This is a genomic window from Kitasatospora sp. NPDC088264 (genome assembly GCF_040685715.1).
Classification (GTDB): Bacteria; Actinomycetota; Actinomycetes; order Streptomycetales; family Streptomycetaceae; genus Kitasatospora.
On sequence record NZ_JBFBIR010000015.1, the window covers coordinates 56,087 to 76,420 of the forward strand.

Below are 20,334 nucleotides of genomic sequence, written 5' to 3' on the forward strand. Positions count from 1 at the left end.
CGCCAGGTAGCCCGACGACCAGGCGACGCCCCACCGGGCGCAGTTCGGGCAGTTCCACGTCCGTCCGGCCGCGTTGGCGTCGTTGAGCAGATCGACCGGGGCGCAGCAGTCCGGTGCGGGGCAGGTCGGAGGGTCGGTCATCGGCGGCGGTCCCGGCTGAGTCGCCGCCGGGTGGCCCGCCGGATGATCGGTTCGGACGCGACGACGCCGAACATGAGGACTACGGCCAACACGTCGACGCCGAGCGCCGGTTGGCGCTTCACGCGGTCCGACCACGGGGCTCGGCGGGGACGCCCATGTAGACGACGTCCCTGCCGGTCGTCCCGTCCTCGACCAACTCGCCGATCTGCGGGCGGTAGAGCGGCCCGGTCGGGGACTCCTTGCTCACCACAGCTGACTCCGTTCCGTAGTTTAATGACTACCCGGGGTCGCCACTGTCCTCTAGCATTGGACGTCCTTCAACCTCTCAAACGTGCTTGGAGAGTGGTTCATGAACAAGGCCGAGCTGGACCCCGACTCGTCTCCAGCCGCAGAGTTCGGTGCGTTCCTCCGCAGCTCACGAGAGGAACGGGGTTGGCGGCAGGAAGATTTGGCGAGCGCCATCGGCTATTCACCCACGCACGTGTCAGCCGTGGAAACTGGTCGACGTCCCCCAACACCGCGCCTGGCTCGCGAACTTGACAAAGCCTTCGGATGGGATCGCGTGTTCGCCCGCAAGGCGCTCGACCTCAAGACCTCGGCGCTCCTCGAAGGCTTCCCGGAGTACGTCGCGCACGAGTCAAGGGCGGTGGAACTGAGACTGTTCACCTTGGGTATCGTGCCGGGGCTGCTTCAGACCATGGACTACGCACGGGCCATCGCGGCGGGCGCGCTCCGGCGGGGCAGCATCACGGAGGACCAGGCCGAGGAGCGGGTTGCCTACCTTGCGCGCCGACAGGCGAACTTGCGCCGGGAAACCCCTCCGCTGATCCACGTCGTCCTGGATGAGAGCTGCATCCGACGGCCGGTCGGCGGAAAGTCCATCATGGCCGCCCAGCTCGACGAGCTTGCAGCCTTCGCCCGGATGCCCAACACCGTTCTCCAGGTGGCTCCGTACGCCATAGGCGAGGAACGATCGTTCGATCTCCCGGTGAACATCATCACCCTTCCGGACCGATCGCTGATGTCCTACGCCGAATCAGCGCAACAAGGGAACCTGGAACGGGACAGCGGCGCAGTACCGCCGATCCTCACGGCCTACTATCAGCTACAGGCCCTCGCACTCTCACAAGCCGAGTCTGTGGCCCTGATCAGCCAGCTGAGAGAGGAACTACCGTGACCGCCGAGCCTCAGTGGTTCAAGTCTTCGTACAGCAGCAACGGCGGCGACTGCATCGAGGTCGCGGGGAACTTGATCCCGTCCGGGACCGTCCCCGTCCGAGACTCCAAGGACACCGACGGCCCGGCCCTCCTCTTCGCGACCGAGGCCTGGCAGTCCTTCGTCTCCGCCCTCCGAGCCGGCGAGTTCGACACCGCCTGACGCCCGGTCTGAGCACAAGGGTCAGATCGGCAGGTTCCAGCCCGGTCCGTCCGCACTTCCGATCCAGACCCGCTGCCCGGCCGCCGAGACCGTCATGCCGAACCCCTCCTGGTGCGGCTCGCCGGCCCGCTGCCAGGCTTCGACGGCGTTCTCCACCTGGTCCCAGAGCCGGAGCGGGCCACGCTGAACCACGGCCCATCCCCCGTCAGGGTTGGACATGGTCCGGGCCTGCGATCCGGTGGCCACGTCGGAGAGGATCTGGTGCCCGCCGGCTCCCATCCGTTCGGCCGAGGGCGCCGCGAGCTGGGCGACCCAACTGCCGGTCCACGTGCCGATGACCTCGGGGTCGATCCGCGACGGACGTTCGTCCCCCGGAAGCAGCGAGAGGCTTTGGCGTGGCGGGCGGTCGTGCGGGCGGGCGATCATGAAGCTGGTGTAGCCGGGCATGAACAGCCCCGTCCCCTCTCCCGGGGCCGTCACGACCAGCCGCACGAGTCCGAACCCGAGCCCCCACCCGGACAGGGTGGCCAGGATGACGCCGCCGGGCTTCACCTGGTGCAGCCAGCGGGGTGGCAGGTACCGGACCGCACAGGTGGCGATCAGCCGGTCGTACTCGCCCCCGTCCGGGTCGCCGAGCAGCCCGTCACCGATGACCAGCCGGGGAGCGAACCCCGCCGCCTTGATCGCGGCAGCGGCAGTGGCGCCGACCGCCGGGTCGTACTCGATGCTGGTCAGGTTGGCGTCCCCGAGGCGGTGCGCGCCGAGGGCGGTCGAGTAGCCGGTCCCCGTGCCGATCTCCAGCACCCGGTGCCCGGTCTCGGCGCCGAGCTGGTGCCACATGCGCAGCACCAGCGACGGCAAGGTGGACGATGACGACGGAGTCCCGATCACCGCCCCCTCGGCCACGTCCTCGGGGCGGGTCCGCCCGTCGAGCTGGGTGACCAGCGTCTCGTTCGAGTAGACCTGCTCCAGCCAACCAGGGTCGGTCCTGTGCACCGGGCGGTACGCGGTCGGATTGCTTCCCGGGACCGCCGCGAAGAACGATCCGACGAACAGTTCCCGGGGCACCGCCAACGCGGCGGCCCTCCAGGCCGGATCGTCGACCGCATCGTCCCCGGTGAGCCCGTCCACCAGGGCGGCGCGGAGCTGAGCCGATGCGCTCACGAGTCGGGGCCCTTCTCCAGTTGGTCGGCGATGGCGTGGGCAATCGCCGAAGCGGTGTCGACACCCTGCCAGGCCCATTGGCCGTTGGGGTTGCACTCAAGGAAGTACCAGTCACCTGCGGCGGTCACCGCGAAGTCGAACGCACCGTAAACCAAGCGGAGTTCGTTCAGATAAGCGATCACAGAGCGCGCAACGGGCCCGGGCACTTCGATCGGCGTACACGTCATCAGGTCTTGACGCTCGCGCCAGTCGAGATCGGGACTGCCGATCCGGACACCGAACAACCGGTCACCCACGGCGGTCACCCGCACGTCGAACGACTTGGACACGGCGGCTTGGAACATGTGCGGACACACGGACACGGCGTCGGTGATCTCGGCCGGATCGACTTCCCGTACCCACACCGTTTGCGCAGTGCCGTCGGGGGCTCGGTACCGGCTGTCCCACACCGGCTTGTAGACGGCTCCGCCGGACTGGTCGGCGCAGAACCGGCGCGCTTCGTCGGTATCGGCGGTGATGACCGTGTTCGGCACCAGGAAACCGCTCCGGCCCGCCACGACAAGCTGTGCGGGCTTGTACTCCGCGTTCCGGATGTGCCACGGGTGATTGACGTAGTGGGCGTCGGGAAGCGACGCGAAGATGCCGCCAGCACCCCAAAATGCTTGCGCACTGGTGAACTTGGACGCGTGTTCGTCCAGTCCCGGCGGCGCCCGGTAGGGCGAGGGCCGGCGGACCCAGACCGACCGCACCCGAGTGAGGTCGAGTTCCCGGCTTGATGTGCGGAGAGTGCCCCGCTGCTCGCTCCTGCTGTAGTGGGCGGTCAGCGAGGCACCCCCGAGCAGATCGGCACCGGGGTCCACCCGGACGACCGGGACTCGGCGCTCGGCCAGGATGCGGAGCACCACATCGGCCGTCACGTCGTGCGCGTTGGTCAGGACCAGGACAGCCCGGTGTCGATCCTGCGCCATGTCAGCCGGCGCCCTGGTCCTGGTCGTTCGCTGGCATGCTGTCCATGTCGGTGGGTGCGCTCTGCCCGCCGCTCTGCCCGTCACCGCCGCCCGTGTTCGTGGGCGTGCTGGTCTCCGTGCTGGTGCCGTGCGCCCCCATCTCGACCTTGCGACCCTGATCGTCCACGAACACGGCAACCTGCGTTTCGGGGTCGATCACGGCCGAGACGGCAGGGACCGAGCGGGTGTCCGGGTACGGACCCATTCGGGTCGTGCCCCACGGTGCGGTTGTCATCTGTGCTGCGCCTCCATGTTCTTCGTTGCCGTGCTCTTCCACGGCCCGAGCAACACCAACGACGGTAGGGAGAAGCCACGCCCGGCCTCAACGAAGTTGCGAGATATTGCGCCGATTCACCCGAGAGTGTCGAGCGCGGCTGTGATCACGGCGCGAGCCGCGTCCCCGTAGACGGCCGCTTCGGACAGCTGGACGAACGCCTTGGCGTAGTCGGCCAGTTCGCGAGGCTGCCTGACGTTGATCTCGGCTGTCAGGGTCTCCACCACGGCGTGCCGGTCATCGAACAAGTAGAACGCTTCCAGCGGCCAGACGGTGCGCTGGGCGGTGAACGGAACGATCCCGAGGGAGACGGTGGCGAGCGGCCCCACAGTGAGCAGGTGCCGAAGCTGGCCACGCATCACCTCGGTATCGCCGATGCGGTACCTCAGCACTGACTCCTCCATCGACACCACGAACCGGCGGCCGCCCTCGTACAGGAACCGGCTGCGGGCCACGCGGGCGGCAACGGCCTCTGTCACGTCGTCGGGAGTTCCCTGGAACTGCGTGATGGAGCGCATCAAGGCCGTGGCGTAGGCCGGCGTCTGGAAGAATCCGGGCACGACGTTGGACACGTACACCCGGCACAGACGGGCCCGCTCGTTCAGCGCGTAGACGTCCTCCTGGACCTTGCGCATGCCGTTGCGCTGGAGCCGACGCCACTCCATGTACATCGACTCCACCGCGCGCGCCGTGGCAATGAGGTCTTGCACCTGTTCCTCGGCGCCACAGGCGATGCACCAGGCCCGAACGTCCGCATCGGAAGGGGCCGTTTTCGCGGAGAGGATGCGCGAGGTCTTCGCCGGGTGCCATCCACACCGGGCAGACAGTTCTTGCCCCTTGAGGCCGGCGTCCAGCATCAGCTCGCGCAGACGCGCGGCAACGGCGGCGCGGGCGGCCTGCGCGCTGGATGAGGGAGAAGCGGGCATGAACTGGCTGTCCGGTGGGATATCGCAGAGGTCAGACGGTGTATTCCGGGTGGTCGATGCCCCGCTCCCAGACGGCTTCGAAGGCCGAGACGCAGAGCTTCACCACCGCCGGGTCCTCGGACAGTTCATATTTGGGGTCGGCCCAGTCCCCGACGCCGGTGAAGTGGTTGAACTCGACCAACCGGCCGTCGAAGACCCAGAAGTCATTGCCCGGTAGTGCGATGTCCGACGCCCGGCGGCGCGGAAGCCAACGGACCTGTTCGCCGGCCGCGACGTTCACGGCGGTCCCGGCGTGCTCGAAGCGGATGTAGTCGGTCACCGGCTCCGAAACGATCCGGGCCCTGCGCATGACCACGCCCCGGCTGACGGCCTCCCGGACGAGAGGCACCCACCCGGCCCAGCCCTCGGACTCGGGGTCGAGATCGGGGTGGACGCCGCTCCGCTGGAAGCGTGCGAAGTCCGTCGACTCATCGCCCACGCCGTACCAGTCACGCATCTCCAGGTGCACGGCCGAGTGTTGCGCGGCCTTGAGCAGGTCAGAGAAGTCCGGAACGTTCTGCGTCATCGAGTGCCTTCCTAATGATCGCCGCCATGCGGAGCGGGATACGGACCACGGCCTCACCCTCGGGGACGCCGATCGTGTGGCCAGGAACCCACTCGGTCGTGCTGACCTCGGTCAGCAGTTCCTCCCTGGGCTTCCAGCCCTGGAACACCAGCTCCCGCTCGTGGTCGTCCACCCACACCGTCGGCGATCCGTTCCCCTGGGTCTCGGGGTCCATCCCGTTGAACCGTAGTGCCATCGGGTCCTCCCGTGCCAAGCCGGTTGCGCGTCCTTGCATTACCGTTCCGCAGAGATGACGGACATTCAAGAGCGCAAGGGGAGCAGGCCGGCGCATTCGGAGCGGGTCCGACGCATCTCGCAAGCGGCACATCCCTTGCGAGTGGAAGGCAGTAAGAGAATGGGCGAGTTCACTCCTGAGGCCGCCGAAGCGCTGAAAACCGCGGCGGCCATCTGCGGACCGCTGGAGCTGGAGGAGATCAGCAACCGGCGGGGCTCGGCGGTCTGGAAGGCGACCGGTCCGCGGGGCGTCGCGAGTATCAAGCTCGGCACCGGCGAGGCCGCCGAGGTCACCGCGCGGGAAGCCTCGGTGCTGGACCAGCTCCCCGGCTACACCGTGACCGCCGGCCGGTTCGACGACGGCGTCTGGTTCGTCACCCCGTGGCTGGTCGGACCGTCCACCTGGCAGGCCCTCCGCCCCCTGCGCAAGGGCGAAGGAGGGCGGGACGAGGCCCTGGCCGCTGCGGTCGGGCTGTGCCGCGCCGTGGCAGACCTCCACGCCGAAGGGTGGGTGCACGGAGACCTCCAGCCCCAGCACGGCATCCACGGTGGCGACGGGACCGTGCGACTTCGCCGTCCGATCCCCCTGTTCGGTCCGCCCAAGACCCCACTGCCCGGCGAGGCGGGTAGTGGGGTCTCCGTCCATGTAGCAACGACCGTCAGCCGGTGACGCTGGGGGTGCCCGTCTCCAGGTGGCCGGTGAAGCGCTGGGACCAGCCGGCGTCCGCGTCCACCGTCACCGTGAAGTCGTACCAGCCGTTGTTATAGGCCACGGCGTTGAAGAAATCGGTGACGTTGCCGCCGGCGGGGACCTGGTACGTCCAGGGGCCGTCCGTCCGGTAGTTGTTGGAGGCGATGGTGAAGGTCAGCGGCGTCGTACCGGAGTTGGCGAGCTTGAAGTAGACCGCCAGCTTGCCCGTCCCCGGCTCGACCGCGTACGAGGCGGTGACGGCCGCGTTCTTGCCGGCCTTGGTGGCGTCGCCCTTGAAGCGGCGCAGGAAGCGGTTGGGGCCGACGACGGTGAGGTCGTAGGGGCCACCGCCGAAGTTGGTGCCGCAGTTGAAGAAGTCGCTGGTGGTGCCGCCCGGGTCGACGGTGTACTGCCAGGGGCCGCCGCTGCGGTAGGCGTTGGCGTAGGCGGCGAAGTGGGCGGACTTCGCTGCTGCCGTGCCCCCGTTGTCCATCGTGATCCAGACCTTCATCACCCCGCCGGAGCCGAACTCCAGGTGGTCCAGGTTGGCGTTCGGCTGGTACGGCAGGGCGCGGGCCGGCCGGGTGCCGGTCTCCTGGATCGGCAACTGGTTGTTGATCGGGGCCGGGTTGGGCAGCGGGCCGCACGCCGACAGGCCGATGGTCTGCGAGGTGTCGGGCAGCCCGGGCAGGCCGTAGACCGGGTTGGCGAAGTCGAACGCGCTGGTCAGGTCGCCGCAGACGCGGCGGCGCCAGTCGCTGATGTTCCGGCATTGCGCGGGCGTGCCGAGGGCGGCCGTCCAGGTCTCCAGGAAGCGCAGCACGGAGGTGTGGTCGAAGGTCTCGGAGTTGACCCAGCCGCCGCGGGTCCAGGGCGAGACGGCGATCATGGGGACGCGGAAGCCGAGGCCGATGTTGGTGCCGTTGTAGAACTCGCCCGGGGTGCCGGCGGGGGCGGCCGGCGGCGGGACGTGGTCGAAGAAGCCGTCGTTCTCGTCGTAGTTGATGAACAGGACGGACGAGTTGAAGACGTTCGGGTCGGCGTTCAGCGCGTCGATCACCAGGTGGACGAAGTGCGCGCCGTCGGCCGGGGTGGCGTACGGGTGTTCGGAGGAGGCCTGGTCGGGGACGATCCAGGAGACCTGCGGGAGGGTGCCGTTCAGCACGTCGGCCCTGATCGCGGCGGCGATGTCGTCCGGGGTCCTGCCGGTGGCCTTGGGCACCGAGCCCATGCCCTTGACGGCCAGCGGGCTGCCGGCCGGGGCGCCGGAGAACTGGGTGAAGTACGCGAGGGCGTTGTCGCCGTAGTTGTCGGCGGCGTTCTGGTAGACCTTCCAGCTGACGCCGGCGCTCTCCAGTGCCTCCGCGTAGGTCTGCCAGCGCAGGCCCTTCTCGTCGCCGCCGTCGTACGCGGGGCCGCCGGCGCTGCCGGCCGGGTCGATCTGGCCGGACCAGTGGTAGGTGCGGTTGGGGCCGGTCGCGCTGAGCACGGAGCAGTGGTAGGCGTCGCAGATGGTCCAGTTCTCGGCCAGCGCGTAGTGGAACGGGATGTCCTGGCGGGTGAGGAAGCCGAGGGTGCGGACGTTGCCCTTGGCGGCGACCCAGGAGTCCATCTTGCCGCTGTTCCAGGCCTTGTGCTGATCGCTCCAGCCGTGGCTGAGGTCACCGTTGCATTGGGCGAGGCGCTCGGGGTCGGCGCCGCCGGCCGGCTTGGTCTGGCTGAACTGCCACGGGTACTGGCGGCCGAGCAGGCCGTTGGGCTGGTTGAAGACGCTGTAGCCGCCGGCTATCTGGATGGCGCTGCGGTCGGCGAAGCCGCGCACGCCGCGCAGCGTGCCGAAGTAGTGGTCGAAGCTGCGGTTCTCCTGCATCAGGATCACCACGTGCTGCACGTCGTTGATGGTGCCGGTCTGCTGGAGCGTGGCGGTGGAGGCCACCGCGGGCGCGCCGGGGGCGGCCCCTGCGGCGCTGGTGCCTGCCACGGCGAGTCCCGCCGCGGCGGCACCGGACAGCGTGACGAACTTCCTACGACTCAGCTCGGCCATCAGCCCGGCCCGTCCCTTCACTGGCGATCTGGCGATGTTGTGTACACAAGTCGGGGCTCATCGATCGCGCAGCATCTTCCACCCCGGCCGGAGGCGTCCACCAGATGCGCGCGGCAGGGTTGGCGGACTGTTCGTCCGGGTGTCACCGAGCGACGCCGGGCTGAACGGGCGGCGGAAACGCCGGGGAGGGACGGAGCGGGTGGCTGGTCAGCGGTCCTTGACCTCGATTCCCAGCGCTTGGGCGAACTGCGGCGCCAGCTCCAGCAGTTGGGTGGAGCTGATGACCGCGCCGCGCAGCCCCTGGTGGCCGTCCGCGAGTCCGAGCCGGGCGGCCCCGCGCAGGTCGGTCTTCTTCAGGGTGGCACCGCGCAGCCGGACCTCCTCCAGCGTGGAGCCGGGGAAGGACACCTCGGTCAGCTTGGCCTCGCCGAAGTCCACGTCGCGCAGCAGGCAGTCCTCGAACACGACGTCCCGCAGCACGGCCGCCCGCAGGTTGACCGCCTCCAGCTTGCAGCCGCGGAACACCACCCGGCGCAGCGCCGAGCCGTATCCGGCGACCCCGGCCAGCACGCCGCCGACGAAGGCGCTGTCCTGCCACTCGGTGTCGCTCAGGTCGCAGGCCACCCAGCGGCCGGCCTGCACCCAGACCTCGTTGAAGCGGGCCTGGCGCAGCTTGACCCCGCTGAGCGCGACCCCGGTGAAGGCGCACTCCAGGAACGCCGCCCCGGCCGCCGACTCGTCGGTGTGCTCGCCGCCGTCGAAGTGCGTGGTGTCGTAGCGCTCGTCGCTGCGCAGCCGCCCGGTGTGGGGGCGGAGCAGGTCCGCGTACGGCAGGTCGGTGAGCTGGTCGGGGGCGGAACGCGGCATGGCGGCGGCACCTCACGGTCGGGGGCGAACGGGTCTCGCCCGAATGCTCGCACGCGGCACCGACAACGCCCCGGACCGGCCGCAGCGGACTGCGGCCGGGCCGAGGTGTGGTCCTCAGAAAGGTCAGCCGCGCGCCCAGAGGGAGTTGACGCGGCTGCGCTCGGTGCTGTTCGGGTACGGGTTGGTGCAGGAGGTGCCGGGGCCGCCGCCGGACATCAGCTCGCTGCACGGGCCGGAGTAGTGGTCCGGCAGGCCGAGCACGTGCCCGGTCTCGTGCGCGGTCACCCGGACCGAGTTGTACTGCCGGTTCTGCTGGTAGTCGAGGAAGACGTAGCCGCGTCCGTGGCCGTCGGTGCTGGCGTAGGAGCCGCGGCTGTCGTTGCCCTCGTAGTACGAGAAGTCGCCGCCCGAGCCGGCCCGCAGCTGGACGTTGCTGACCGAGCTGTTCCAGATCTGCGCGGCGTTGGCTATCTGGGTGCGGAAGGTCGGTGCCGAGCTGGCGTCGTAGGTGACGACGACGGTCGCCAGGTTCGGGCTGGCGGTCTGCTTGGCCTTGGCGGAGGCCATCACGGCCTGGAAGAACGCCTGGTTGTTCGCGGCCTCGGCGGCCGAACCGGCGTACGTCGAGGCGGTGTAGCCCTGGACGGCCGGGCCGGGGGTGGCGGCGGACGCGGCGGTGGCGGGCAGCACGGCGAGACCGGCCGCGAGGGCCAGGCCGAGGGTCGCGGACAGCACGGATCGCTTCATGTGGGGGCTCCGATTCCGGTGGTGCCGTGGCCGGTTGGGGGCCGGCCCTGGGGGACACCTGGTCAGCGGGTGATGTCCCCAGAGCTTCGGGCAGCCCGGCGGGCGGGCGGATGATGTCAACCCGCGATAGCTTCGATCAATACCCCTTGTGGAAAAGGGGTTTGAGATGTCTTTAACCGGCCTTGACTCGCGCGTGCCCCTGGCATTCCGCTCCACCGGCGGTTAGGCTCCCGATCGGGGAAGCAACCGAGCGGCGGGCCGCCCGATTCCGGCCGGGCGGCCCGCCGCACCCGAAGGGCATCGGCAACTTCCTTGGTACCGCAACGAGTTCGCGGGCTCCTCCGATTCGAGGGCTTCCCCAGTTCACGGACTTGCCCAGTTCACGGGCTTGCCTAGTTCACGGACTCGACGCCGTTCGACCAGAGGCTGTCGACCTGGCCGCGCTCGTTGCTGTCGGGGTAGGGGTTGGTGCAGGACGGGCCGGGGCCGCCGCCGGACATCAGCTCACTGCACGGGCCGGAGTAGTTGTCGGGCAGGCCGAGCACGTGCCCGGTCTCGTGCGCGGTGACGCGCAGCGAGCTGTACTGCTGGTTCTGCTGGTAGTCGAGGAAGACGTAGCCGTGGCCGTGGCCGTCGGTGCTGGCGTAGGAGCCGCGGCTGTCGTTGCCCTCGTAGTACGAGAAGTCGCCGGTGCCGCTGCTCGCCTGGAGCTGGACGTTGCTGACCGAGCTGTTCCAGATCTGCGCGGCCTGGGATATCTGGCTGGTGAAGGAGGGCGCGCTGGCGGTGTCGTAGGTGACGGTGACGGTCTGCAGCCACGGGTTGGCGGCCTGCTTGGCCTTGGCGGAGGCCATCACGGCGTGGAAGAACGCCTGGTTGTTCGCGGCCTCGGCGGCCGAACCGGCGTACGTCGAGGCGGTGTAGCCCTGGACGGCCGGGCCGGGGGTGGCGGCGGACGCGGCGGTGGCGGGCAGCACGGCGAGACCGGCCGCGAGGGCCAGGCCGAGGGTCGCGGACAGCACGGATCGCTTCATGTGGGGGCTCCGGATTCGCGGTACGCCGAACCGCCGGGGCCGGTGGGGGCCGGACACGGCTGCGGCGACGGTGGGGGCGCCCCGGTGGGGCCGGGGCGGATTCGCTGTCCCTGAGCTTCGACCCGCCCGGGCCCGCGGCGGATGATGTCAACCGGCGATAGCACCGCCGCATACCGGCGGGGCCCGCGGCGCGCCCTCCCACCGTGCCTTGTTCTGTCATGTCCTTGGCGACAAGGCCGGGTGGCGTCTATGCTCCGGGCGTGGAGCTCGACGTGAGACACCTCCGGGTGGTGTGCGCTATCGCCGACACCGGCAGCCTCCGCAAGGCCGCGCTCCAGCTCGGCATGACCCAGCCCTCCCTCACCACCCAGCTGCACCGCATCGAACGGGCCATCGGCGGCACCCTGTTCACCCGCGAGCAGACCGGCAGCCGGCCCACCGCGCTCGGCCACTCGGTGCTGTCCCGGGCCCGGCCGGTGATCACCGAGATGGCCGCGCTGGTGGCCGCCGCCCGCCAGGAGGCCCGCGACGCGGCCGGCCCCGGGCGGCAGCGCCGGCTGCGGATCGGCAGCGTCGGCAGCCGGGCGGTCGCCGCCTGGCTGCGCCGGGTGCACGAACGGCTGCCGGACACCGACACCACCATCCACGTCGACGTCTCGGCCAGCGCCCTGCTGCGGATGGTCGCCGCCGACCAGCTGGACGTGGCCTTCGTCTACGAGAGCGAGGGCTTCCCGCTACGGGTGCCGCCTGACGCCGAGCACCGGGTGCTGATGGCCCGTGAGCCCCAGTTCGTCGCGCTCGCCGCCGGACACCCGGCCGCCGCCCGCCCGGTCGTCCACCTGACCGACCTCGCCGAGGACACCTGGATGGTCGACCCGACCGCCGACCACGAGTACGCGGCGATGCGCCGGGTGTTCAGCGATGCCGGGCTCAACCCCCGGGTGGTCCAGGTGCGGGACAACGCCACCGCCGCCGAACTGGTCGCCTCCGGCGAGGCCGTCCGCCCCTGCCAGCCGACCTCCGCCCCCGGTCCCGGCACGGTGGTGCGCCCCGTGTACGGGGACCCGCTGGCCGTCCGACTGCTGCTCACCTGGCGCCCTCGCGCGCTCAGCCAGCCCGCGCTGGACGCGCTGTACGGCGAACTGCGCGCCGCCTACCTGGACCTGGCCAAGGTCAACCCGGCCTACCTGGCCTGGCTGGCCCGGCACGAGCCGATCCTGCTGGACTGCGCCTGAGAATCAGCCCCCGTCAGCCCTCCCGGCTGTGCAGCAGCACGCCCACCGCCACGGTCAGCGCGCAGACCAGGCCCGCCGCCGGCACACCGGAGCCCCCGAACGCCGTGCAGGCCAGCACCAGCACCGCCCCGGTCGGGGCCAGCGCCTGCGCCAAGCCGGTCTTGGTGTGCCGGGAGTGCAGCAGCCAGACCGTGAGCAGGTAGAGCGCGGTGGGCACGGTGACCGTCGCGGTGGCGGCCGTCGCGGAGATCTCCGCCTGGTGCACGGCCGACTCCACCGCCACCTCCAGTCCGGTGCCGATCGCGGCGGCCGCGCCGAACACCAGGTAGTGGCCGTACCCCCAGGCGAAGGCCTGCCGGTTGGAGCGCAGGTGCTCGTGGACCGGCCGGGCGAAGTAGATCCACCAGGCCGCGAAGCAGATCAGCAGGCCGCCGATCGCCACCGGCAGCAGCCGGCCCAGCTCCTCGTGCTCGTCCACCGCCGACTGCACCGCGACCGTCGCGGCCGCCACCGTCTCGCCGAGCACGATCAGGGTGAACAGCCCGTACCGCTCGGCGATGTGGTGCGGGTGCCAGGAGGTCTGCATCCGCAGTTCGGCGACCACCGGCACGGCCAGCTCGCACAGCACCCCGAGCGGGATGACCACCGGCCGGACGGCGTCCGGCAGCAGCACCACCACCACCCAGCCCACCTGGCAGATCGCGATCCCGACCGCGTACCGCACGGCGACCCGGCGCGCCTCGCCCTGCTCGCTGGCCGCCGCCCGCAGCCACTGGGTGACCATCGCCAGGCGCATCACCACGTACCCGGCGATCGCCAGCGTCAGGTCCTGGGTGGCGAACAGCCGTGGCACCCCGGCCGCGAGGACCAGCACCCCGGCGATCTGCACCAGCGTGGTGACCCGGTACGGCACGTCGTCGCAGTCGTACGCGGAGGCGAACCAGGTGAAGTTCATCCAGGCCCACCAGATCGCGAAGAAGGCGATCGCGTAGCCGCGCAGGCCGTCGCCGTAGTGGCCGGCCGCCAGGGAGTGGGCGAGCTCGCGCCCGGCCTGGCCGACGGCGACCACGAAGCAGAGGTCGAAGAAGAGTTCCAGCGGGGTGGCGACCCGGTGCGGCTCGTCCCGGTCGCGCGGGACCATCCGGCGCACCGGGGGCGGGTCGACGGGGCGCGGGTGGGGGGCGGCGGCGGATTCGCTGGCCATCGGTGCTGCTCCGGGTTCGGGAGGGTCTGGCTGTCCCGCGCATCCTGGCAGCGGCCCGGGCCCCGCGCACGCACCGGCGCGACGGGCGCAGCGGTTCGCGGTCCCGGGATCGATTGCGCCTTTCGTTCGCTTTTTTCCTTGCCGTCAGCCGTAGTTGACGCCCCGGTGCGCGAACCGGGTGACAGCGCGGCGGGTTTCCGGGCGCGCCCCGCGCGCTGCGCCGCGGCCGGCCGGACGGCCCCGCTAGATTCGTCCCCGGTTGGAAGCGAGCGCGGGCCTTGCGGGGCCCCACGACACGGGCGGCCTGCGGGCAACGCGGAAGGTCAAGGCCGGTGGCAGGAGAGCGGGGGCGGCAGAGCCGGCCTTCCCGTGTCCGTACCACCGGCCTCGTGATCACCGCGCTGCTCGCCAGCGCCTGCCGCCCGGTCGCTCTCGCCGCGTCCGCGGCGGGGGCTACTTCTCCCAGCCGACCTTGGCGTAGTCCTCCCCGGCCAGGCCGAAGGCGCCGTAGTTGGCGAGGCCCTTGCGCGTCGCCACCACGGTCGGCCGCTGGTAGAGCTCGACGGTGTGGCCGAGCTCCCAGATCTTCGCGTCGGCCTGGTTGTAGAGCTTCGCGGCCTCCACCGGGTCGACCGTCCCGGCCGCCTTCTTGAGCAGGTCGTCGACCTCCTGGCTGCCGATCCGCGAGGGGTTGTTGAAGGTGTTGTCCCCCACCGGCAGACGGAAGTTGCCCAGGCTCTTGGAGAGCGGGAACGAGTCGGTGTTGCGCCAGCTCGCGATCTCGAACTTGCCCGGGTTCACGTACTTGGTGAAGAAGTCGTTGGCGGGCACCTTGTCCAGGCTCACCTTGACCCCGGCCTGCAGCCACATCGCGGCGGCGGCGGTGGCCAGGTCGATCTGGGCCTGCGGGGTGGACTCGTTGACCGTCCAGTGCAGTTGCAGCGACTGGCCGTCCTTGGTGCGCGGCTGGCCGGCGCCCGCCTCCTTCCAACCGGCGTCCTCCAGCAGCTTCTTGGCGGCGGGGACGTCGAACTTCGCCCACTCGCCCGAGTTGTCCTGGTAGCCGGTCTGGTTGGGCATGAAGATGTGGTTGCCGAGCGGCTTGAACTCCACCGGCACCCCGTTGTTGGCGATCTTGATCAGCGCGGACCGGTCGAGCGCCTTGCCGAGCGCCTGGCGGACCTTCTGGTCCGCCAGCGCGCCGCCGGAGCCGAAGGAGATGTGCACCTCGTCCCACGGGCTGGCGGCCCGGATCGCGGTGTCCTTGGCGTCCTTGAGCTGCCCGTACGCGGCGGCGGTGCCGGCCGTGGCGAGGTCGATCTCGTTGTTGAGGTACGACTGGGTGGTCGCGGACTGGGTCATCACCCGGAAGGTGATCTTGTCCGCCTTGGCCTTGGTGCCCCACCAGGCCGGGTCCGGGACGAGCGTGAGGGTCTGCGCGGTCTTGTCCGCCACGCCGATCTTCAGCGCGCCCGCGGTGATCGGGATCTTCTCCACCCAGCCCTTGTTGAAGTCGTCCGGGGTGGCGATGCCGGCCGCCGGGATCAGCGGGCGGAACAGGTTCTGCCAGTCCGCGTACGGCTCGGAGAAGGTGACCTTCACCTCGCTCGGGTCGGCCCCCTGCTCGACGGCGGAGATCTGCTCGTAACCGGACGGGTCGGCGATGTTGTACGCCGGGTCCTTGCCGTTGCTGGCCTGCCAGTCGGCCTTGAAGTCCAGGTAGCTGAGCGGCTTGCCGTCCGACCACTTGGCCTTGGGGTTGAGCTTGTAGGTGATCACCTCGGGCGAGGTCGAGGTGACCTTGGCGTCCAGCAGGTAGTCGGCGTTGGGCTGGAAGGTGCCGGAGGCGTCCGTGTTGAAGAGCGACGGCTCCAGGGCGCGCATGATCGAGACCGCGTCGCCGTAGGTGCCGTCCACCTGGAGCGGGTTCCACTGGGTGATCCACTGGTACAGCGGGAACCGCACCTCGCCGCCGTCCTTGACCTGGTCCAGCGGCTTGGCGTTGATGTCCTGGGAGTCCTGCCGGGGCGGCTCGCTCTTCGCCACCTTGTCGGCCGAGCCGCCCCCGCCCGAGGTGCACGCGGTGACCGCCAGCGCGACGGCGACGGCGAGGGCAGTCGCCCGGCCGAGGCGGCGGGCCGTGGTGGAAGCGTCCATGGAGTCCCCCTGGTGAGGTCTTCGAAACGGGCGGTAACGGGCAGTTGTGCCGCGCGAGGTGTGGCGGGGCTTGAGCGTGGGCAGCCAAGTCGGCACCGAGCCAGCAGAACGTAACAGCCGATCAGTTCCGTCACCAGGGGGAGGACCGCACACCTGATCCAGAAGTCATCCGCGGCAATACTGCCGCAACACCCCGGCCGCGCACCGCTGCCAGACTCTGACCTGCGCTTTCCCCGTACCGCCTCGTCCTCCTGCCGTCCGAAGGCCTGAACGGGCCCCGACCGAAGGCCACCACCCGATGCCCACCAGACGCGTCGGCCCCTCCCCCACCCCGGGCGGCCGTTGATGCTCCGTTACCTGGCGAAGCGCCTGAGCTACTACGCGGTGCTGCTGATCGCCGCCGTCTTCCTGGCGTACGCGATCTCCGCGACCGCCCTCCAGCCGCGCACCTACTTCGACGCCAAGGTCCCCCGCCCGGCCGCCGAGTCGGTCGAGCGCCAGCTCACCGCGCTCAACCTGAACGACCGCACCCCGGTCGTCGAACGCTTCGGCCACTGGGCCGACGGGCTGCTCCACGGCGACCTCGGCCGGACCATCCACGACACCCCGGTCACCGACGACTTCGGCCGCCGGGTCTGGGTCTCGCTGCGGCTGCTGCTGCTCGGCAGCCTGCTCGGCATCGTCCTCGGCATCGCCGCCGGGGCCTGGAGCGCCGTCCGCCAGTACCGGATCTCCGACCGGCTGCTCACCGTGCTCTCCTTCGTCCTGCTCTCCACCCCGGTCTTCCTGGTCGCGCTGTTCCTCAAGAACGGCGCCATCGCCGCCAAGGACGCGGCCGGCCACGACGTCATCCCGTTCACCGGCTACGAGACCCCCGGACTGACCGGCGGCCTCGGCGCCCACCTCGCCGACTGGGCGCTGCACCTGCTGCTGCCCACCATCTCGCTCGCGCTCGGCGGCCTCGCCACCTACAGCCGCTACCAGCGCGGCACCATGCTCGACGTGCTCGGCTCCGACTACCTGCGCACCGCCGAGGCCAAGGGGCTCACCCGCCGCAGGGCGCTGGTCAAGCACGGGCTGCGGACCGCGGTGATCCCGATGTCGACCATGTTCGCCTACAGCTTCCTGGGCATCTTCACCGGCGCGATCTTCACCGAGACGATCTTCGGCTGGCACGGCATGGGCGAGTGGCTGATCCAGTCGATCAACGAACAGGACGTCAACTCGGTCGTCGCCGTCAACCTGTTCACCGCCGTCGTCGTCCTCGCCTCCGGCTTCCTCGCCGACACCCTGCACGCCGCCCTCGATCCGCGCGTGCGGTCCTGACCGGAGGTGAACTGACGTGACCACCGTCGCCGTGGAACCGGCCGCCCCGGCCGCCGCCCCCCGCACCACCGGCCGGGCCCGGCTCGTCCTCGCCCGGCTGCTGGCCGCCCGCGGGGCCGTCGCCGGAGCCGTGATCGTCCTGCTGCTGTTCGCGCTCGCCTTCGGCGGGCCGTACCTCACGCCCTGGGACTACGCCGCCCCCGACTTCGGCGCGCTGCACCAACCGCCGTCCGCCGAGCACTGGTTCGGCACCAACGGGATCGGCCAGGACGTCTTCGCCCAGACCGTCCGCGGCCTGCAGAAGTCGCTGGTCATCGGCCTGCTGGTGGCCCTGTTCTCCACCGTGCTGGCCTCCCTGGTCGGCGCCTGCGCCGGTTACTTCGGCGGCTGGGCCGACCGTGCGCTGATGTTCGCGGTGGACCTGCTGCTGGTCTTCCCCAGCTTCCTGATCATCACCATCGTCTCGCCCCGGCTGAAGAGCGCCGGCTGGATCGCCTTCGTACTGCTGCTCGCCCTGTTCAACTGGATGATCACCGCCCGGGTGGTCCGCTCGATGACCATCTCGCTGCGCGAGCGCGAATTCGTCCGCGCCGCACGGTTCATGGGAGTGCGGCCGCTGCGGATCATCACCCGCCACATCCTGCCGAACGTCGCCTCCTTCCTCATCATCGACGCCACCATCGCGGTCGGCGGCGCCGTGATGAGCGAGACCGCGCTCTCCTACTTCGGCTTCGGCGTCAAACCGCCGGACGTCTCGCTCGGCACCCTGCTCGCCGCCGGGACCAGCGAAGCCCCGGTGTTCCCCTGGCTGTTCTACTTCGCCGCCGGGCTGCTGGTGCTCTTCGTCCTCGCCGTCAACCTGATCGGCGACGGGCTGCGCGACGCCCTCGACCCCACCGCCGGGGGCGCGCCCCGCCGCCGCTCCGCCCGGAGGAAGAAGCCGTGACCACCACCGTCGACACCCCCCTGCTCGCCGTCAGCGACCTGCGGGTGGACTTCGCCGGGCCGCACGGCCCCGTCCCCGCCGTCCGCGGGGTGGACCTCACCCTGCGGCGCGGCGAGACCCTCGGCATCGTCGGCGAGTCCGGCTCCGGCAAGTCCGTCACCGCGCTGTCCGTGCTCGGCCTGCTGCCGAGGACGGCCGGCGTCCAGGGCTCGGTGCGACTGGACGGGCGGGAACTGGTCGGGCTGCCCGGCAAGGAGCTCGCCGCGATCCGCGGCCGCCGGATCGCCATGGTCTTCCAGGACCCGCTGTCCGCCTTCACCCCGGTCTACCGGATCGGCGACCAGATCGCCGAGGCCGTCCGCATCCACCAGCGGGTCGACCGGGCCGCCGCCCGCCGCCGGGCCGCCGAACTCCTCGACCTGGTGGGCATCCCGGCCCCCGAACGGGCCCTGGACAGCTTCCCGCACGAGTTCTCCGGCGGCATGCGCCAGCGCGCGATGATCGCCATGGCGATCGCCAACGACCCCGACATCCTGCTCGCCGACGAGCCGACCACCGCGCTGGACGTCACCATCCAGGCCCAGGTGCTGGACGTGCTGCGCACCGCGCAGCGGGAGACCGGCGCGGCCCTCGTCCTGGTCAGCCACGACCTCGGGGTGATCGCCGGGATGGCCGACCGGGTCGCGGTGATGTACGCGGGGCGGGTGGTCGAGACCGCCGGGGTGGACGAGCTGTTCGCGGCCCCGCGCCACCCGTACACGCTCGGCCTGATCGGCGCGGTGCCCCGGCTGGACGGGCTCGGCGGCCCGCTCGTCCCGATCCCCGGCGCACCCGCCCCGATGGCCGACCTGCCGCCGGGCTGCCCGTTCGCCGCCCGCTGCCCGCTGGCGGAGGAGCGCTGCTCGGCGGCGGAGCCGGAACTGGCCGGGGGCGACGGTCACCTGGCGGCCTGCGTCCGGTCGGCGGAGCTGGCCGAGCGGCGGCCCGCGCCGGCCGACGTCTACCCGGTGCCGGCGCTTCCGGCCCCGTCGGCCGCTCCGGAGGACCGGGGGGACCGGAGCTCGCGGGCGCCGGTGCTGGCGGTGAGCGGCCTTGGCAAAACGTTTCCGCTCCTCAAGGGCACGGTGTTCAAGCGCCGGGTCGGCGAGGTCTACGCGGTGGACGGCGTCGACCTGGACCTCCGGGAGGGCGAAACCCTCGGCCTGGTCGGGGAGTCCGGCTCCGGCAAGTCCACCACGCTGTTCGAACTGCTGAACCTCACCGCCCCCGAGACCGGCCGGATCGAACTGCTCGGCCACGACACCGCCGAGCTCTCCCGCGCCGAGGCCCACCGGCTGCGCGCCCGGCTGCAGATCGTCTTCCAGGACCCGATGGCCAGCCTCGACCCGCGGATGCCGATCGGCGACATCATCGCCGAACCACTGCGCGCCCAGCACGCCGCCCGCGAGGAGATCGCCCGCCGGGTGCCCGAACTGCTGCACCAGGTCGGCCTCGACCCGGACCACGCCGCCCGCTACCCGCACCAGTTCTCCGGCGGGCAGCGCCAGCGCGTCTCCATCGCCCGGGCCCTGGCCGTCCGGCCGAAACTGCTGGTCCTGGACGAACCGGTCTCCGCCCTGGACGTCTCCATCCAGGCCGGGGTGCTCAACCTGCTGCAAGCGCTCAAGGCCGAACTCGGCCTCTCCTACCTGTTCGTCTCGCACGACCTCTCGGTGATCCGGCACCTCGCCGACCGGGTCAGCGTCATGTACCTCGGGCGGACGGTCGAACAGGGCGAGGTCTCCGCCGTCTTCGACCGCCCCCGGCACCCCTACACCCGCGCCCTGCTCTCCGCCGTCCCGCTGCCCGACCCCGCCGCCGAGCGCGCCCGCGACCGCATCCTGCTCGCCGGCGACCCGCCCTCCCCCACCGAGCGCCGCACCGGCTGCTCCTTCCGCACCCGCTGCCCGGTGTACGCCCGCCTCGCCGACCCGGCCGCCCGCACGCGGTGCGAACAGGAACGGCCGGCGCTCCTCGACGACACCCCCGCACAGGACCACCAGGCGGCCTGCCACTACCCGGAGTCGTAGCCGGCCTCCTGCGATCGCCGCGGGTGATCACTGCGGACGATCACTGCGGGTGACCACCCGAAAGCGATTCGGCGGATCGACCGGGTGCCGTGTAAAGTTCTCCGGGTCAGCAGGCGCCGCTAGCTCAGTTGGTTAGAGCAGCTGACTCTTAATCAGCGGGTCCGGGGTTCGAGTCCCTGGCGGCGCACATGGCAAGGTCTCAGGCCGCTCACTTCGGTGGGCGGCCTGAGGCGTTTCAGTGGGCGTCGCGGCGGGTGCCCGGTCTCAGAAGGTGCCCGGCCTCAACG

Annotated in this window: 20 protein-coding genes and 1 tRNA gene; 8 read left to right on the forward strand and 13 right to left on the reverse strand. The window is 70.9% G+C overall.

Going from position 1 to position 20,334, the window contains the following annotated elements:
* Window positions 1–259 precede the first annotated feature (259 nt).
* Window positions 260–388, reverse strand: coding sequence for a hypothetical protein (locus tag AB0O82_RS14720; protein WP_363583606.1), 129 nt, complete (start codon window positions 386–388; stop codon window positions 260–262).
* 102 nt (window positions 389–490) lie between these two features.
* On the opposite strand from AB0O82_RS14720, the gene AB0O82_RS14725 reads away from it, so the two are divergent.
* Both AB0O82_RS14725 and AB0O82_RS14730 read left to right on the forward strand, forming a co-directional pair.
* The gene (locus AB0O82_RS14725; protein WP_363583608.1) at window positions 491–1,318 is read left to right on the forward strand and encodes a helix-turn-helix transcriptional regulator; all 828 of its coding nucleotides are present in this window, start codon (window positions 491–493) and stop codon (window positions 1,316–1,318) included.
* Window positions 1,315–1,518, forward strand: a complete 204-nt coding sequence (locus tag AB0O82_RS14730) for a DUF397 domain-containing protein (protein ID WP_363583610.1) — start codon at window positions 1,315–1,317, stop codon at window positions 1,516–1,518. Before AB0O82_RS14725 ends, AB0O82_RS14730 begins: the two co-directional genes overlap by 4 nt.
* A gap of 21 nt (window positions 1,519–1,539) precedes the next feature.
* Here AB0O82_RS14730 and tgmC read toward each other — a convergent pair whose 3' ends face one another.
* The 6 genes from tgmC to AB0O82_RS14760 form a co-directional block, all read right to left on the reverse strand.
* Window positions 1,540–2,682 carry an ATP-grasp peptide maturase system methyltransferase gene (gene tgmC / locus AB0O82_RS14735; RefSeq protein ID WP_363583612.1) on the reverse strand — a complete coding sequence of 381 codons (1,143 nt, stop codon included), beginning with the start codon at window positions 2,680–2,682 and terminating at the stop codon, window positions 1,540–1,542.
* Window positions 2,679–3,650 (reverse strand): ATP-grasp ribosomal peptide maturase, encoded by a 972-nt coding sequence (tgmB, locus tag AB0O82_RS14740; RefSeq protein WP_363583614.1) that lies wholly within the window; start codon window positions 3,648–3,650, stop codon window positions 2,679–2,681. Before tgmB ends, tgmC begins: the two co-directional genes overlap by 4 nt.
* Window position 3,651: 1 nt before the next feature.
* The gene (gene tgmA / locus AB0O82_RS14745; protein ID WP_363583616.1) at window positions 3,652–3,924 is read right to left on the reverse strand and encodes a putative ATP-grasp-modified RiPP; all 273 of its coding nucleotides are present in this window, start codon (window positions 3,922–3,924) and stop codon (window positions 3,652–3,654) included.
* A 116-nt stretch (window positions 3,925–4,040) separates the two neighbouring features.
* Window positions 4,041–4,889 carry a helix-turn-helix transcriptional regulator gene (locus AB0O82_RS14750; protein WP_363583618.1) on the reverse strand — a complete coding sequence of 283 codons (849 nt, stop codon included), beginning with the start codon at window positions 4,887–4,889 and terminating at the stop codon, window positions 4,041–4,043.
* 31 nt (window positions 4,890–4,920) lie between these two features.
* Window positions 4,921–5,454, reverse strand: a complete 534-nt coding sequence (locus tag AB0O82_RS14755; protein WP_363583620.1) for a DUF6879 family protein — start codon at window positions 5,452–5,454, stop codon at window positions 4,921–4,923.
* A complete protein-coding gene (locus AB0O82_RS14760; protein WP_363583622.1) occupies window positions 5,426–5,668 on the reverse strand; it encodes a hypothetical protein in 243 nt (80 codons plus the stop codon). Before AB0O82_RS14760 ends, AB0O82_RS14755 begins: the two co-directional genes overlap by 29 nt.
* 180 nt (window positions 5,669–5,848) lie before the next feature.
* Here AB0O82_RS14760 and AB0O82_RS14765 point away from each other — a divergent pair, with 180 nt between their 5' ends.
* Window positions 5,849–6,397, forward strand: a complete 549-nt coding sequence (locus AB0O82_RS14765; protein WP_363583624.1) for a hypothetical protein — start codon at window positions 5,849–5,851, stop codon at window positions 6,395–6,397.
* On the opposite strand, the gene AB0O82_RS14770 is transcribed toward AB0O82_RS14765, so the two are convergent.
* From AB0O82_RS14770 to snpA (AB0O82_RS14785), 4 genes are all read right to left on the reverse strand, one after another.
* Window positions 6,387–8,462, reverse strand: a complete 2,076-nt coding sequence (locus tag AB0O82_RS14770; RefSeq protein WP_363583626.1) for a phosphocholine-specific phospholipase C — start codon at window positions 8,460–8,462, stop codon at window positions 6,387–6,389. The two genes, AB0O82_RS14765 and AB0O82_RS14770, sit on opposite strands and share 11 nt — an antisense overlap.
* Before the next feature lie 207 nt (window positions 8,463–8,669).
* Window positions 8,670–9,329 (reverse strand): pentapeptide repeat-containing protein, encoded by a 660-nt coding sequence (locus tag AB0O82_RS14775; RefSeq protein ID WP_063349277.1) that lies wholly within the window; start codon window positions 9,327–9,329, stop codon window positions 8,670–8,672.
* 123 nt (window positions 9,330–9,452) lie between these two features.
* Window positions 9,453–10,076, reverse strand: a complete 624-nt coding sequence (gene snpA, locus AB0O82_RS14780; RefSeq protein WP_363583628.1) for a snapalysin — start codon at window positions 10,074–10,076, stop codon at window positions 9,453–9,455.
* Between the two features lie 392 nt (window positions 10,077–10,468).
* Window positions 10,469–11,110, reverse strand: coding sequence for a snapalysin (gene snpA, locus AB0O82_RS14785; RefSeq protein ID WP_363583630.1), 642 nt, complete (start codon window positions 11,108–11,110; stop codon window positions 10,469–10,471).
* A gap of 260 nt (window positions 11,111–11,370) precedes the next feature.
* On the opposite strand from snpA (AB0O82_RS14785), the gene AB0O82_RS14790 reads away from it, so the two are divergent.
* Entirely contained in the window at window positions 11,371–12,345 is a 975-nt protein-coding gene (locus tag AB0O82_RS14790; RefSeq protein ID WP_363583632.1) for a LysR family transcriptional regulator, read from the forward strand.
* Window positions 12,346–12,358: 13 nt separating this feature from the next.
* Here the strand turns inward: AB0O82_RS14790 and AB0O82_RS14795 are convergent, their stop codons facing one another.
* Together AB0O82_RS14795 and AB0O82_RS14800 are read right to left on the reverse strand one after the other, a co-directional pair.
* Window positions 12,359–13,549 (reverse strand): low temperature requirement protein A, encoded by a 1,191-nt coding sequence (locus tag AB0O82_RS14795; RefSeq protein WP_363583634.1) that lies wholly within the window; start codon window positions 13,547–13,549, stop codon window positions 12,359–12,361.
* Between the two features lie 453 nt (window positions 13,550–14,002).
* Window positions 14,003–15,706, reverse strand: coding sequence for an ABC transporter family substrate-binding protein (locus AB0O82_RS14800; RefSeq protein WP_363583636.1), 1,704 nt, complete (start codon window positions 15,704–15,706; stop codon window positions 14,003–14,005).
* 345 nt (window positions 15,707–16,051) lie between these two features.
* Between AB0O82_RS14800 and AB0O82_RS14805 the strand changes: the two genes are divergently transcribed.
* The 4 genes from AB0O82_RS14805 to AB0O82_RS14820 all read left to right on the forward strand — a co-directional run bounded on the left by AB0O82_RS14805 (window position 16,052) and on the right by AB0O82_RS14820 (window position 20,234).
* Entirely contained in the window at window positions 16,052–17,032 is a 981-nt protein-coding gene (locus AB0O82_RS14805; protein ID WP_350882603.1) for an ABC transporter permease, read from the forward strand.
* 16 nt (window positions 17,033–17,048) lie between these two features.
* The gene (locus AB0O82_RS14810) at window positions 17,049–17,978 is read left to right on the forward strand and encodes an ABC transporter permease (protein WP_350882605.1); all 930 of its coding nucleotides are present in this window, start codon (window positions 17,049–17,051) and stop codon (window positions 17,976–17,978) included.
* Window positions 17,975–20,047 (forward strand): ABC transporter ATP-binding protein, encoded by a 2,073-nt coding sequence (locus AB0O82_RS14815; RefSeq protein ID WP_363583638.1) that lies wholly within the window; start codon window positions 17,975–17,977, stop codon window positions 20,045–20,047. Before AB0O82_RS14810 ends, AB0O82_RS14815 begins: the two co-directional genes overlap by 4 nt.
* A 113-nt stretch (window positions 20,048–20,160) precedes the next feature.
* Window positions 20,161–20,234 (forward strand) — tRNA-Lys (locus AB0O82_RS14820).
* Window positions 20,235–20,334: the final 100 nt, after the last annotated feature.

What these genes read in the sequence shown, in the direction of transcription:
- AB0O82_RS14725 (WP_363583608.1), top strand. Translation starts at nt 491, where the DNA reads ATGAACAAGGCCGAGCTGGACCCCGACTCGTCTCCAGCCGCAGAGTTC.
- tgmB (WP_363583614.1), bottom strand. Translation starts at nt 3,650, where the DNA reads ATGGCGCAGGATCGACACCGGGCTGTCCTGGTCCTGACCAACGCGCAC.
- tgmA (WP_363583616.1), bottom strand. Translation starts at nt 3,924, where the DNA reads ATGACAACCGCACCGTGGGGCACGACCCGAATGGGTCCGTACCCGGAC.
- AB0O82_RS14750 (WP_363583618.1), bottom strand. Translation starts at nt 4,889, where the DNA reads ATGCCCGCTTCTCCCTCATCCAGCGCGCAGGCCGCCCGCGCCGCCGTT.
- AB0O82_RS14755 (WP_363583620.1), bottom strand. Translation starts at nt 5,454, where the DNA reads ATGACGCAGAACGTTCCGGACTTCTCTGACCTGCTCAAGGCCGCGCAA.
- AB0O82_RS14760 (WP_363583622.1), bottom strand. Translation starts at nt 5,668, where the DNA reads ATGGACCCCGAGACCCAGGGGAACGGATCGCCGACGGTGTGGGTGGAC.
- AB0O82_RS14765 (WP_363583624.1), top strand. Translation starts at nt 5,849, where the DNA reads ATGGGCGAGTTCACTCCTGAGGCCGCCGAAGCGCTGAAAACCGCGGCG.
- AB0O82_RS14770 (WP_363583626.1), bottom strand. Translation starts at nt 8,462, where the DNA reads ATGGCCGAGCTGAGTCGTAGGAAGTTCGTCACGCTGTCCGGTGCCGCC.
- AB0O82_RS14775 (WP_063349277.1), bottom strand. Translation starts at nt 9,329, where the DNA reads ATGCCGCGTTCCGCCCCCGACCAGCTCACCGACCTGCCGTACGCGGAC.
- snpA (WP_363583628.1), bottom strand. Translation starts at nt 10,076, where the DNA reads ATGAAGCGATCCGTGCTGTCCGCGACCCTCGGCCTGGCCCTCGCGGCC.
- snpA (WP_363583630.1), bottom strand. Translation starts at nt 11,110, where the DNA reads ATGAAGCGATCCGTGCTGTCCGCGACCCTCGGCCTGGCCCTCGCGGCC.
- AB0O82_RS14795 (WP_363583634.1), bottom strand. Translation starts at nt 13,549, where the DNA reads ATGGCCAGCGAATCCGCCGCCGCCCCCCACCCGCGCCCCGTCGACCCG.
- AB0O82_RS14800 (WP_363583636.1), bottom strand. Translation starts at nt 15,706, where the DNA reads ATGGACGCTTCCACCACGGCCCGCCGCCTCGGCCGGGCGACTGCCCTC.
- AB0O82_RS14805 (WP_350882603.1), top strand. Translation starts at nt 16,052, where the DNA reads ATGCTCCGTTACCTGGCGAAGCGCCTGAGCTACTACGCGGTGCTGCTG.